We start from the raw sequence: 12,137 nt of genomic DNA on the forward strand, positions 1-12,137 counted from the left end.
CAAACGGAGAGAAATGACAATGAACAATCCGGCCGGAAGGTTCCCGCCCGGCGAAACCGCCTCGTGACCGGCCGCATACAAGGGTTCAGAAAATGCCGGTCGCCAGCCGGTCGAGCCGGCTGCCTTCCCGGTACACCAGCCGCACCGCGACCGCAGCGAGAAAACCGGTCGCCATGCCGCCCAGCACGTCCGAGGCATAGTGGGTGCCGACATAGACCCGGGACCACATGACAAGGAGGGCACCGAGGGCGAGGATGGCTGTGCGCCTGCCCAGGCCGGTACAGCAGAACGCGGCGACGATCGCGGCGACAGCGGTGGCATGATCGGAGGGAAAGGACGGGTCGGCGCTCGGCGCGATGATCAGGTGCGAAACGCCGGCGTCATAGGGGCGGACCCGGTCGACCAGCAGCAGGACGACCTGGTTGATGCCGAGGCCAAGCAGAAACGACAGGCCGGCGGAAATCGTCACGTGACGGACATGCGGCCGCTCGCCCGGCGCCCACCATTGCAGGGCCACGAAGGCGACCATCAGCGGCACGCCGAACTGCGTCAGCGCGATCATGACGGCATCGATGAACGGGTGAGCGCCGGCGGGGGCATTCAGGGTGACGGTGACAAACCTGTCCAAGGCGCTGTCTCCAGGAGGTCGAACGTCAGGGACGGGACAGCGGCCTGCCGAAAGGCGCCACCCGCGCGGGTCCGGGTCGATGGTCTACGGAAAACTCGTCATGCCACGATCAAACAGGCATCCGGTACCGTTACTGGTCCGACCGGCAATGCAACTCGCTTTCAAGGGATGGGCTTCCTCGTCATGTGACGCCTTCTACGCCTCCGGTCGCGGCTTGGCAAAGCGCTTCTCGTCGCAGGGAATGCCGTCCGCCTTCATCCTATCCCGCGCAACGTCCGGCCGTCCGGGGAACCCGCCCTGCCCCGGCCCGTTTGCTTCTGGGTCTGGCAGCAATACTGGAGAAGAACATGATACCTGACTGGCTTCATTGGCTATCCCTCCTGTCTCTTGGACTGGGAATCGTCTGTGCAGCGATCATCGTCATCGACGAGATCCGGGATCCGCAGCACATGTGGATCATGAATGCCGTCTGGCCGCTTGTGGCGCTGTTCGGTTCGCTTCTCACGCTATGGGGCTACCGGACCTACGGAAAGCTGGCAGCGCACAGCGTCATGCAGCCGGCCCTGGATGCCGGCAGGACACCCCCGAACAAGACCCGGACACCCTTTCCGGCCATCGTCGCCAAGGGAACCTCCCACTGCGGGGCCGGCTGCTCGCTCGGCGACATCCTGGCGGAATCGCTGGCTTACGCAGCGCCCGCGATGGCTGGCTGGTTCGGCTGGAGAACGCTCTTCGCCGAGAAGATTTTCGCCGTATGGATTCTCGACTTCATCTTCGCCTTCGCCATCGGCATTGCATTCCAGTATTTCACGATCAAGCCGATGCGCAAGCTTTCCATGCGCCAGGGCCTCGTCCAGGCGGTCAAGGCCGATACCCTGTCTCTCTCGGCCTGGCAGGTCGGGATGTACGGGTTCATGGCCGTCGCACACTTCTGGCTTTTCAAGCGCGTGCTTGGCGCGGAACTCGAGGTTCCAACTCCCGAATTCTGGTTCATGATGCAGATCGCCATGCTCTGCGGCTTCGTCACATCCTATCCCGTCAACTGGTGGCTGATCCGGAATGGGGTGAAGGAAGCCATGTAGCGCCTGTCGCCCCCCCCGGGGAATGACCGGGGTTTCGGCGCCATGGCCCCCGCTTCTTGCCATTGACCTTCCAGCAGGTGAAAGCCTCATGAAAGAAGGAGGCTGATCCGGCAAGCGGCCGGGCACGGGCGATGGCGGCCATTCTCGATCCGCGTGATGGCCGGTATGGCCCGGATGAAGCGACGCGGCGGATGCGTGCCGGCTGGCCGCGAGCTGTGAAGGGAGATGGCCCGATGATGGGTGGATTTGGTTACGGCATGGGTTTTGGCGGCGGCCTTGGAATGCTGCTGATCCTTGTCCTTGTTGTCTTGGCGATTGCCGCGCTGCTCAAGTACCTGCGCTCGTGACATCGCGCCGGGCGATGACCACAAGGGGTATCGTCCGCTCGAACTTAAAGCCCTGCCGACGGGAGTCGAGCCATGCTTGACGGGATCATGCTGCTTTGGTTCCTGTTGACCGCCATGTCCGTGCTGTTCGTGGCGGTGGACATACGATCGACGCCGGAAGCCACCGTCATGAAATGGGGCTTCATCTTGCTGACGGCCTACACAGGCCCCATCGGCGCGTTCCTCTATGTGCTCGGATGCCGCGAGCCGCTGCCGGGCCTGCATGAGCAATACACGGCAATTCACTGGCGCCAGGCGCTTGGCTCGACCATGCATTGCGTGGCCGGTGACGGAATCGGGATTCTCGCGGGCGCGGTCGTCGCACCCTACCTGTCTCTCGGTCACCTCGCCGATATCGCGGTCGAATACGTGCTTGGCTTCGGCTTCGGCTGGACGATTTTTCAGGCGCTCTTCATGCAGCAGATGAGCGGCGGATCCTACACGAGGTCCCTCGCCGCGACATTCATGCCCGAATTCCTGTCGATGAACTTTCTCATGAGCGGCATGATCGTCGCCCACGCCATCGGCGCCATGCTCGTCGGTGCGCCGCTGGAGCCGGCCACGCCGGAATTCTGGTTCGTGATGAGCATGGCGCTTCTCGCCGGGTTTGTCGTCGCTTACCCGGTCAATGCCTGGATGGTCGCCCGGCACATGAAGCACGGCATGATGACGGTCCGCCCGGCCGGCCGGCCAGCGGACCGTCCCCACGCGCCGCACGCGGACCACACCAACGGGGCTGGTGACCGAACCATGCCGCAGCCTTCACCGGCTGCCATCCGGATCGTCGCCGTCCTGAGTCTCGCCGCGCTCGGTGCGGCGGTCGCCGTCTCGATGCTCCTGGCGCACACCGTGTAGAGGCTGGCGGGAGATCCGCGTTCATGCCACCGTGAACTGGCCCATCATGCCGGCATCCTCATGTTCCAGGATGTGGCAGTGGAACATGTAGGGCGCATCGGCACCGGCAGGCTGGGTAAAGCGGACGAGCAGTTCGGTCTCGCCGCCCATCGGCACGACGACCGTATCCTTCCAGCCGCGGCTTTCGGGACGCGGCGCGGCCCCGTTCTCGCTGACGACGCGATAGGACGCGCCGTGAACATGGAACGGATGGGACAGCATCGAGCTGGAAACCCGCCAGCGTTCGACGGTGCCGCGCTTCACCTCCAGGTCGATCCGGTTCATGGCAAAGGACCGGCCGTTGATGGCCATCCCTCCCATCATGCCGCCACCGCCCATCATGCGTCCCATCATCCCGCCCATTCCCATGTCGAGGGAGAACCGGCGGGTGCGCGCGACGGGGCCGGACAGGTCGGGCAGCGGATCGGCCAGATGTTGCGGCAGGGCCGTGATACGGGCCGGCATGGTTTCGTCCACCATCAGCGGAAGAACCGGGAATGACCGCGAGACGAGGCTGCCAATCATGTCGCCGATCTGGCCCATCATCCCGCCAGGGCCCTGGTTGGGATCTTCCTGGCTCATCAGCGTCATCGGCTTGCCGCTGGTGAAGTCGACCAGGAGTTCGGCGCGTTCGCCGGGTCCCAGGCGCAGCGTGTCGAGCGCCAGCGGCTCGGACAGGTAGCCGCCATCCGTCGCGGCCAGGTGAAGCGGCCGGCCGTCGTTGGCAAACAGCGTGTAGATGCGGGCATTGGAACCGTTGACCAGCCGGAGGCGGACGATCGAACGGGGCACCGACGCAACGCCGTAGACCTGGCCGTTGACCAGCATCGTATCGCCGGTAAATCCGTGCATGACGTCCATCATCGATGCGCCGTAGATCATCCGGCCGCGCTCGTCGAAGCGGCGATCCTGCAGCACCAGGGTCAGGTCGTCGACACCATAGGCCGATGGCAGCCCGCGGTCGTCATCCCGCCCGTCATCGACATGAATGACACCGGCAAGACCGCGATAGACCTGGGCGGCCGTCTGGCCATGGACATGCGTGTGGTAGAACGGTGTACCGGCCTGCTGGCCGATCTCCATGTCCGGCGACCAGAGACCGCCCGGACGGATCGGCGAATGCGGCCCGCCATCGTGCTCGCCTGGCACGATCAGGCCGTGCCAGTGAACGGTGACGGGGTAGTCCAGCGCGTTTTGCACCCTCGCCGCCAAAGGTCCGTTGCGCATGCGGATGGTCGGACCGAGATAGGCCTGGTTGTAACCGAACGTGTAGGACGGTGCTCCCCCGCCGAAGCTGGTTTCGCCCGCCATGGCGGTCAGGTCGAGCCGGCCCGTTCCGGTCGTGTCCAGGAGAGGCGGCATCGCCAGGCGCTCGCGTCCCTCGGCCAGGGCTTCGGTGCTGATCCTGCCCCGGCTGAAGGCAAAACCGCCGGCCGCGACCACCGCGAGTCCGCCTGCTCCGGCAAGGAGCCGTCTTCTGTTGATCGTTTTCATGCTTCTACCTCGAACCCGTTTGCCCTGGTTGCGCCGGTTTCCGGGAAGGACGGACCCGGCCGCCGGGCATGGCAGGGACAGCGTCCGCTGCACCCGGGAACACGACGCATTCCCGTGCATCGGGACACTGTTTCGATTGTAGAGCTAGTGCTTCCAGCTAGGGCAAGGTCAAGGCCTCGGCCGGTGTGTACCATCGCCGGCTGCGCCATTGACATTCCAGCGGATGGAACCTGCAGGAATAAGCTCGAACCAACGGATTCCGGCGCGCAGTCACGCCGGCGGAGGGGACCGAACGGAGCGGCAATGTACAGCGATCACCGTCATTTGATCCCGGAATGCGGGTTTTTCCGCCCATCGGGCGACAGTGGCCATGGCGTCGATCGGCGCGCCGGGTTATCCGATTGATCATGATGACCCGGATTGCCAAAGCACTTCTGCTCCTGGTCTTCACGATCATGGTGGCGTTTCCGGTTGCCCGGGCCGGTCAGGCACCTGGTCCCGTGGAGCAAACCATGCCGCCGATGCTGGCGGCAGCGTCGATGCCGTCAGATTGTTGCCTGGCCTCCGGCACCGCGATGCCGGCCGGTCAGCATTACTGCGGCGAAGACTGCCACTACCTTCCCGCCGCCAACCACATCCGCTTTCATGCCCATTCGCTGCCGGCCGCCCGCAGCCGCGACGGGCCGTTGCCGGCCAGGCCGGTCCGCAAGCATTTCAGGCCTCCAATCCGTCTCTGATCGTCCCGAACGCAATTTTCAGGACCCTCATGACAGGGCAAGAGAGGCAGACATGAACTCCAGACGACTCTTCCTTTTAGGCGCGGTTGCAACCGCCCTTGTTCCCCGATCCGCACTGGCCCATCAGCGCAAATTCAAACTGGCCGACAGGTTCCAACCGCAGATCGTTGATTTCGATGGCCATTCACCCGGCACACTGATTGTCGATCCGCGCAACCACTTCCTGTACCTGCAACTGCCCGGCGGCCAGGCGCGGCGCTACGGCGTCGGGGTCGGCAGGGCCGGCCTGACCTTCCGTGGCGAGGCCATCGTCGGACGCAAGGCGAAATGGCCGAGCTGGACGCCAACCGCGAACATGATCCGGCGCAACCCGCGCAAATATGCTAGGTACGCCAAGGGCGTTCCGGGCGGGCCCGGCAATCCGCTGGGGTCGCGCGCGCTTTACCTCTATCGTGACGGCCGCGACACCTACTACCGCATTCACGGAACGACGGCACCGTCATCGATCGGCCGGTCCGTGTCCAACGGATGCATCCGGATGATCAATGCCCATGTCGAGGACCTCTACGAGCGTGTCCCGGTCGGTGCGAGCGTGGTGGTCCTGTGATGAGCACTGACACCGCCAAGGCGGCCGATCACCGCTTCGCTCTTCGAACAGGGCATCACATCATGATGCTCTCCTGCCTGGCCCTGCTGGCCGGAGGTGCGCTTTTCCTTTGGGGAAGCCGCGACGCACCTCCCATGGAAACAGCATTGCTGCTCGTCCCCGCGCTCCTGTGCATCGTGGGCCACGTCGCGCTTCACCGGTTCATGGGCAGGCACGCGCAAGGAGTCCCCCATTCCGCAAACACCCTCGAACAGGAAAGATCCCGATGACCAGAAACATGTTTATCCCCGCCGTCGCTCTCGCGCTGGGGCTTCTTGCAGGGGCTGGCACCACAGCGACCAGCCATGCGGCGCCTGCTGCGAAGGCCACCACAGTCACCGTCTACAAGACTCCCTGGTGCGGCTGCTGCAAGGTCTGGACCGACGCAATGGAGGAAGCCGGCTACAAGGTGGACATCCACGACATGGAAGATCTCTCGGCCGTCAAGAAGCAGGCCGGCGTCGGAGAAAACCTCGAGGCCTGCCACACCGCGGTCATCGGCGGTGACCGGAAATATGTCCTGGAGGGCCATGTCCCGCTCGAAGCCGTTCGCAAGCTGATGAGCGAAATGCCCGACGTCCGTGGCATCGCGGTCCCGGGCATGCCAAGCGGTTCGCTTGGCATGGGCTATGATCCGCAGGCCCGCTACACGGTCTATTCGTTCACCGGCAGCGCCGGCGAAACGCCGGCCACCTTCATGGAAACCGGCGCCGAGTAGCCAGCTTCACGTGCCTGCCGGGCCGTCCTGACCGCCCGGCAGGCGCAAGCGATGCCGGGCAGGAAAATTGTTGAGTTCATCACGAAGACGTCAGTTGCGGCGCGAAGGGACATCGCATACTCATCTTTCATGGAGCGTCGCCGCAACCCCTTCGCCTGCTTTCTGGAGCTGCTGTTCGCGGCGGTCTTCCTGTTGAGCGGCGTTCTGGCGGCAAGTGCCGCCCACCATCCGGGATCATCGGAAAGAAGCGCCGTCCATCAACCTTCCCTCGCCGCCTTGACCGGGCATGGAATGCAAGCCGGCGAAGCGCTGCACGGTCACGAGCACGCCGGTTGCCATGACAAGGGACAGAAATCTCACAAGACCGCCCAGGGCGGAAGCTGCTGCCTCGCGCCCTGTTTTCTGGACGCGAACATGGCCTTCTGGTCTTGGTCGCATGCCCGGCCCGCAGCCATCTTTCACGTCTTCGCCGATCTTGCCCTGGCCAGCACGGCCGGCATGCTGCCGGAACGCCCACCCAAGCACTGATCGACGCAACGGTCCCTGACCAGTTCGTCAACCAGGCGGCTTTCCGCCGCCCCAGATCAGTGAGCATGCATGAAAACCCGATATCTTGCGGTTCTGGCGCCGTTGCTGGCGCTTGCCGCCTGTTCGACTGACGGCCCCCTTCCGTCAGTGACGTCCCGACCATCGCCGGCGGACCCGTCGGCCGGCATCCGGTCCGTTCAATACCGGAACCCCGTTGGCGACTACAGTCATCGCGTCCCGGTCGAGCCCGGCCCCTGGCGCAGGCTGAACGACGACCAGGCTCCCCGCCGGGGAGGCGCCTCATGACCCCGGCTGTCATCAAGCGCCTGACCGGCCTGTCCGCGGTCATCCTTTCCGTTTCCGGTTGCGTGAGCGCCGAACAGGTCGCCACCTATTCCGCTGCCGATGCCGGCTTCGCGGTCGTGAAGGCCGAAACCGCGGCGGCAACGCGCGGCAAGCAGACCGTCTGGATCCAGAACCGGCAACAGGCCAGCGAACTGGCCGCCCGTGTCCACGGGCTGGTTCACCGCAAGACGATCAGCGACGATACGGCGGTTCAGGTCGCCTTGCTGAACAACCGCGGCCTTCAGGCATCCTACGCGGCCCTAGGCATGAGCGCGGCGGAAGCCTGGCAGCAGACAATGCTGGAGAATCCGAAGGTTTCCATCGGCCTGCTCGGTATCGGAACGCCCGAACTGGGCCTGTTGCGGGCCGTGGAGGCCATGATCGCCCAGAACATCCTCGCCCTGGCCACGCGTGAGCGGCGCGTCGATATCGCCGATACGGAATTCCGCCGCGCCTCTGCGGCGGCTGTCAACGACACGCTCCGCCTGGCGATCGAAACCCGGCGGGCATGGATCAACGCGGTGTCCGCCTTCGAAACCGTCGCTTACCTGAACCAGGCAAAGGCTGCTGCTGACGCCGCGTCCGAGTTGGCACAGAAACTGGGCGAAAGCGGTGCGCTTCCGAAGGCCGGACAGGCGCGCGAACATGCCTTCTACGCGGAACTGACCGGCCAGATGGCGGAAGCCCGCCTCGCCGCACAGCTTGCCAAGGAAGAGCTGACGCGGCTGATGGGCTTGTGGGGAAGCGATGTCGACTATTTCGTTCCCGACAGGCTCCCCTCCATGCCGGGGTCCCCTGCCCGAAAGGACCGGATCGAGGTCGAAGCGCTTCGCAACCGGGTCGACCTGCGCATCGCGAAGCTGGACGCCGAAGCCGTGGCCAAGCGCCATGGGCTGACCCGCGCCACCCGCTATGTCACCGACCTCGAACTGGTATCGGGTGCCGAAATCGAGCGCGAAATCGAAACCGAGTACGCGCTGAAGGGCGGCAGGATCGAGGAGACCAGGACCCGCAAGACCGTTGTCAGGCCGCAGGTCGAACTGGATTTCGTCATCCCCGTTTTCGACAGCGGCGAGGCGCGCATGCGCAAGGCGGAACTGGCCTACATGCAGGCGGCAAACCTCCTCGCGGAGAAGGCGGTGAACATCCGGTCCGAGGCGCGGTCGGCCTATACAGCCTATCGCGCCACCCATGACATTGCCCGTCATTACCGCAATGCCGTCGTGCCATTGCGCACCACGATCGAGGAGCAATCGCTGCTCACCTACAACGGCATGATCACCAACACCTTCGAACTGCTCGCCGACACGAGGGCAAAGGTCGGAACCCTGCTGCTGGCGGTCAATGCCAAGAAGCAGTTCTGGCTTGCCGATGCCAACCTCGCCGCGGCGGTCTACGGCGGCGGAACCCGGGGGGCCGCCCCCCTGGCGGCAGCATCGGCCGGCGAAAACAGCCCCGGAAAGCATTGAGGAGCGACCCTGACCATGATGAACAGACGTCAGATCCTGACAGCCGGCGCGACCGGTGCAGCCCTGGTTTCCAGCAGCACCTGGTCGAGGTCGGCCAACATGGGCCTGCCGGAAGCCGCGGTCATGGAAAGCGCGGCAACACAGGCACCGGTCGCGCCGTCGACCGGTCCCGGTTACAACCCCGTCGTCACGCTCAACGGGTGGACCCTGCCGTTCCGCATGAACAACGGCGTCAAGGAATTCCATCTCGTCGCCGAGCCGGTCGAGCGGGAACTGGCTGAGGGTATGACCGCCTATTTATGGGGGTACAACGGCCAGTCCATCGGCCCGACGATCGAGGCGGTGGAGGGCGACCGCGTCCGCATCTTCGTCACCAACCACTTGCCCGAGCACACGACGGTCCACTGGCACGGACTCATCCTGCCGTCGGGCATGGATGGTGTCGGCGGCCTTTCCCATCCCGGCATTCCGCCGGGCAAGACCTTCGTCTACGAGTTCGACCTGATCAAGTCGGGCACCTTCATGTACCACCCGCATGCCGACGAGATGGTGCAGATGGCCATGGGCATGATGGGCTTCTTCATCGTCCACCCGAAGGACCCGGCGTTCATGCCCGTCGACCGGGATTTCCTCATCATGTTGAACGCTTTCGACATCGTGCCGGGCTCCTATGTGCCGAAGGTCATGACCATGACCGATTTCAACCTCTGGACCTGGAACAGCCGGATCTTTCCCGACATTGATCCGCTGGTCGTCTCCCGGGGGGACCGCGTTCGGGTGCGCGTCGGAAACCTGACGATGACCAACCACCCGATCCACATGCACGGCTACGATTTCGAGGTGACCTGCACGGACGGCGGGTGGGTGCGTCCCGAGGCCCGCTGGCCGGAAGTGACCATCGACATCCCGGTGGGCGCGATGCGCGCCTACGAGTTCGATGCCGTTCACGAGGGCGACTGGGCCATCCACTGCCACAAGTCCCACCACACCATGAACGCCATGGGCCACGACATCCCGACGTTCATCGGTGTCGAGAAGAAGGACGTGGCCCGCAAGATCCGCTTGCTCCATCCCGATTACATGCCCATGGGCTCGAACGGCATGGCGGAAATGGGCGCAATGGAAATGCCCTTGCCCGACAATACCGTGCCGATGATGACCGGCTGGGGGCCCCATGGCCCGATCGAGATGGGCGGCATGTTCTCGGTCGTGAAGGTGCGGCAGGGGATCGCTTCCGGCGATTACAGCGACCCTGGCTGGTACACCAACCCGCCCGGGACACAGGCGTACGAATGGACCGGCGAACTGCCGGACTTCAACCGCGCGGACACGGCCGCTACCGCCGCGCCCGCCGTCCCGGCGGCAGCGACGGGCCATGGCGGCCACGGCAGCCATGACTGACCACGGACAGATCCTTCAACCTGAAACGGAGACCGAACCGATGAACCACCTCGTTACCGCCTCGCTCGCATTCGCGCTTGGCCTCGCATCCATCTCGTCCGCCTTTGCCACCGACTACACCAGGGGCACGGTCCGCAAGGTCGACATGAAGACCGGGAAGGTGACCATTGCCCACGAGGAACTGAAAAACCTCGACATGCCAGCCATGACGATGGTCTTCCGCATGGCCAGCGACGCCATGCTGGACGGCATCAAGGAAGGCCAGGACATCGAGTTCGTGGCCGACCGCGTCAACGGCAGGCTGACCGTGACGGAGATCCGGCAATGAGGCGGGCCATCCGGTTTACGGTGGTCGGCGCGTCGCTCGCCGCGGCGCTGACCGTGTCGACATGGGCCATCGGCCACGGCAAGGCGACGGGCATCGTGAAGGAACGCATGGAATCCATGGTGGTCCTGCGCGATGCGGCCAGGGCACTTGGCGGCATGATGAAGGGCGAGGCCGCTTATGACGCCGAGGCTGTTCGCGCCCATGCCCGCACCATCGGCCAGCACGCCGGCGCCGCACTGACCGGCAGGTTTCCGGAAGGCACCGGCGGCATGCCATCCGAGGCAAAGGACGAGATATGGTCAGAATGGGATGAGTTCACGCGCATTGCGAACCAGCTCGAATTGCTGGCGGACGGCCTTGCGGAAGCGGCGGACAACGGCCTGATAAAGGATATGGGCGGCCATGCCATGAACCATGGCGCCACCCTCGATCCGGCCATGCTGGCCGCCATGCCCGCCGACGGCGTCTTCATGATGATCGGGCAGACCTGCTCGGCCTGCCACGAAAGGTTCCGCCAGAAAATGGACTGAAGGGCCTACCGCCCCCCCGATGCAGGCCCTGGCCGGATGGCGCGATCGCGGTTCGGTCAGGGCTGTCACTGCCCGTACAAAGGCATTAGATCCGAGACTCAATCAGATTCATCATGCGGATGTGGGTTGCCAGCGCGACGGCGGAAAGGACGTTGCGGGCGAGCTTGTAGCAGCGTGTTGGAAGGCGTCAGAAGTCCTCCAACATACTGAATGCAGCCTTGATACACGATCGTCCCCGGTAGCAGGTCTCATCGTGTCGGGTGGCCGTCTTCCGGTTTGACCGGCCAGGTTGACTGCTATAGCGACGTCGGCCTTCAGGCGCATGCGCCGTGCGTTGGCGTCGGGGACCTGTGGCAAGAATACGACGGGACGGTCCAAGGGCGTCGAGAAGGTCCGCGGCAATGGTGGCGTTCTCGACGTTTCCGAGTGTCAACCGCAACACGGCCGGGCGGCCCAGAAGATCGGTCGTGGGGTGGATTTTCGCGATCTGGACTACGCGCGAATGTCCGATCGCCTGCTCTTTTGCCCCTTTGCCGCCATGGGAGGAGCGATACGCCTTCACGGTAATCGACGGGTATGTCGATCCACAACCTGCGTCGGGACCAACGGCTGAAGCGATTGTATGTCATCGTCCGGGCCTTCGTCGCCCGGGCAGTTCTTCCACCGGCAGCCATCTTAGACGCACGCAGCATGGCGCTGATGAACCGCCAATCATCGACCTCGCGCACAACTTGGACACCCCCGGAACCGTCATTTACCGCGGATTATGGGCGAAGAGCGCGCTATGAGGGGGCTATTCGGGCGAGTGCGTTCGGATATGGCGCTTCGGCTTGTTGAGCTACTCCCCATCTCTTGGACAGGTTCTAGCGTGATTTAAGCTACTCTCTGCTCCTGCTGATCGGTTTGGGTTTCGTCATTTCTCAGCCAATAGACCACGGCCGGTGGTTTGCC

The 12,137-nt window shown here is 64.3% G+C and carries 13 protein-coding genes; 11 read left to right on the forward strand and 2 right to left on the reverse strand.

The window, feature by feature from the left end; genetic code table 11:
* Positions 1-85 precede the first annotated feature (85 nt).
* Complete coding sequence (locus CSC94_RS22765; protein ID WP_245408465.1) at positions 86-628, reverse strand: phosphatase PAP2 family protein; 543 nt, start codon at positions 626-628, stop codon at positions 86-88.
* A gap of 347 nt (positions 629-975) precedes the next feature.
* On the opposite strand from CSC94_RS22765, the gene CSC94_RS22770 reads away from it, so the two are divergent.
* The 3 genes from CSC94_RS22770 to CSC94_RS22780 all read left to right on the forward strand — a co-directional run bounded on the left by CSC94_RS22770 (position 976) and on the right by CSC94_RS22780 (position 2,951).
* Positions 976-1,710 carry a DUF4396 domain-containing protein gene (locus tag CSC94_RS22770; RefSeq protein WP_099308674.1) on the forward strand — a complete coding sequence of 245 codons (735 nt, stop codon included), beginning with the start codon at positions 976-978 and terminating at the stop codon, positions 1,708-1,710.
* Positions 1,711-1,841: 131 nt separating this feature from the next.
* Positions 1,842-2,057, forward strand: a complete 216-nt coding sequence (locus CSC94_RS22775) for a hypothetical protein (RefSeq protein WP_099308675.1) — start codon at positions 1,842-1,844, stop codon at positions 2,055-2,057.
* 72 nt (positions 2,058-2,129) lie between these two features.
* Positions 2,130-2,951, forward strand: a complete 822-nt coding sequence (locus CSC94_RS22780) for a DUF4396 domain-containing protein (protein WP_099308676.1) — start codon at positions 2,130-2,132, stop codon at positions 2,949-2,951.
* A 21-nt stretch (positions 2,952-2,972) separates the two neighbouring features.
* Here CSC94_RS22780 and CSC94_RS22785 read toward each other — a convergent pair whose 3' ends face one another.
* Positions 2,973-4,484, reverse strand: coding sequence for a multicopper oxidase domain-containing protein (locus CSC94_RS22785; RefSeq protein WP_133123022.1), 1,512 nt, complete (start codon positions 4,482-4,484; stop codon positions 2,973-2,975).
* Between the two features lie 401 nt (positions 4,485-4,885).
* Between CSC94_RS22785 and CSC94_RS22790 the strand changes: the two genes are divergently transcribed.
* The 8 genes from CSC94_RS22790 (at position 4,886) to CSC94_RS22830 (ending at position 11,186) form a co-directional block, all read left to right on the forward strand.
* On the forward strand, positions 4,886-5,221 hold the full coding sequence (locus CSC94_RS22790) for a hypothetical protein (RefSeq protein ID WP_099308677.1): 336 nt from the start codon (positions 4,886-4,888) through the stop codon (positions 5,219-5,221).
* Positions 5,222-5,273: 52 nt separating this feature from the next.
* Positions 5,274-5,828 carry a L,D-transpeptidase gene (locus CSC94_RS22795; protein WP_099308678.1) on the forward strand — a complete coding sequence of 185 codons (555 nt, stop codon included), beginning with the start codon at positions 5,274-5,276 and terminating at the stop codon, positions 5,826-5,828.
* Between the two features lie 265 nt (positions 5,829-6,093).
* Positions 6,094-6,585 carry a DUF411 domain-containing protein gene (locus tag CSC94_RS22805; protein ID WP_099308680.1) on the forward strand — a complete coding sequence of 164 codons (492 nt, stop codon included), beginning with the start codon at positions 6,094-6,096 and terminating at the stop codon, positions 6,583-6,585.
* 51 nt (positions 6,586-6,636) lie between these two features.
* A complete protein-coding gene (locus CSC94_RS22810) occupies positions 6,637-7,113 on the forward strand; it encodes a hypothetical protein (protein ID WP_133123025.1) in 477 nt (158 codons plus the stop codon).
* Between the two features lie 302 nt (positions 7,114-7,415).
* The gene (locus CSC94_RS22815) at positions 7,416-8,927 is read left to right on the forward strand and encodes a TolC family protein (RefSeq protein WP_099308682.1); all 1,512 of its coding nucleotides are present in this window, start codon (positions 7,416-7,418) and stop codon (positions 8,925-8,927) included.
* Positions 8,928-8,942: 15 nt separating this feature from the next.
* A complete protein-coding gene (locus tag CSC94_RS22820; RefSeq protein WP_099308683.1) occupies positions 8,943-10,328 on the forward strand; it encodes a multicopper oxidase family protein in 1,386 nt (461 codons plus the stop codon).
* A gap of 40 nt (positions 10,329-10,368) precedes the next feature.
* Positions 10,369-10,656, forward strand: coding sequence for a copper-binding protein (locus tag CSC94_RS22825; protein ID WP_099308684.1), 288 nt, complete (start codon positions 10,369-10,371; stop codon positions 10,654-10,656).
* The gene (locus CSC94_RS22830) at positions 10,653-11,186 is read left to right on the forward strand and encodes a c-type cytochrome (protein ID WP_099308685.1); all 534 of its coding nucleotides are present in this window, start codon (positions 10,653-10,655) and stop codon (positions 11,184-11,186) included. Before CSC94_RS22825 ends, CSC94_RS22830 begins: the two co-directional genes overlap by 4 nt.
* Positions 11,187-12,137: the final 951 nt, after the last annotated feature.

The organism is Zhengella mangrovi (genome assembly GCF_002727065.1).
In the GTDB taxonomy this organism is placed as follows: domain Bacteria; phylum Pseudomonadota; class Alphaproteobacteria; order Rhizobiales; family Rhizobiaceae; genus Zhengella; species Zhengella mangrovi.

What these genes read in the sequence shown, in the direction of transcription:
- CSC94_RS22770 (WP_099308674.1), top strand. Translation starts at nt 976, where the DNA reads ATGATACCTGACTGGCTTCATTGGCTATCCCTCCTGTCTCTTGGACTG.
- CSC94_RS22775 (WP_099308675.1), top strand. Translation starts at nt 1,842, where the DNA reads ATGGCGGCCATTCTCGATCCGCGTGATGGCCGGTATGGCCCGGATGAA.
- CSC94_RS22780 (WP_099308676.1), top strand. Translation starts at nt 2,130, where the DNA reads ATGCTTGACGGGATCATGCTGCTTTGGTTCCTGTTGACCGCCATGTCC.
- CSC94_RS22785 (WP_133123022.1), bottom strand. Translation starts at nt 4,484, where the DNA reads ATGAAAACGATCAACAGAAGACGGCTCCTTGCCGGAGCAGGCGGACTC.
- CSC94_RS22795 (WP_099308678.1), top strand. Translation starts at nt 5,274, where the DNA reads ATGAACTCCAGACGACTCTTCCTTTTAGGCGCGGTTGCAACCGCCCTT.
- CSC94_RS22805 (WP_099308680.1), top strand. Translation starts at nt 6,094, where the DNA reads ATGACCAGAAACATGTTTATCCCCGCCGTCGCTCTCGCGCTGGGGCTT.
- CSC94_RS22810 (WP_133123025.1), top strand. Translation starts at nt 6,637, where the DNA reads ATGCCGGGCAGGAAAATTGTTGAGTTCATCACGAAGACGTCAGTTGCG.
- CSC94_RS22815 (WP_099308682.1), top strand. Translation starts at nt 7,416, where the DNA reads ATGACCCCGGCTGTCATCAAGCGCCTGACCGGCCTGTCCGCGGTCATC.
- CSC94_RS22820 (WP_099308683.1), top strand. Translation starts at nt 8,943, where the DNA reads ATGATGAACAGACGTCAGATCCTGACAGCCGGCGCGACCGGTGCAGCC.
- CSC94_RS22825 (WP_099308684.1), top strand. Translation starts at nt 10,369, where the DNA reads ATGAACCACCTCGTTACCGCCTCGCTCGCATTCGCGCTTGGCCTCGCA.
- CSC94_RS22830 (WP_099308685.1), top strand. Translation starts at nt 10,653, where the DNA reads ATGAGGCGGGCCATCCGGTTTACGGTGGTCGGCGCGTCGCTCGCCGCG.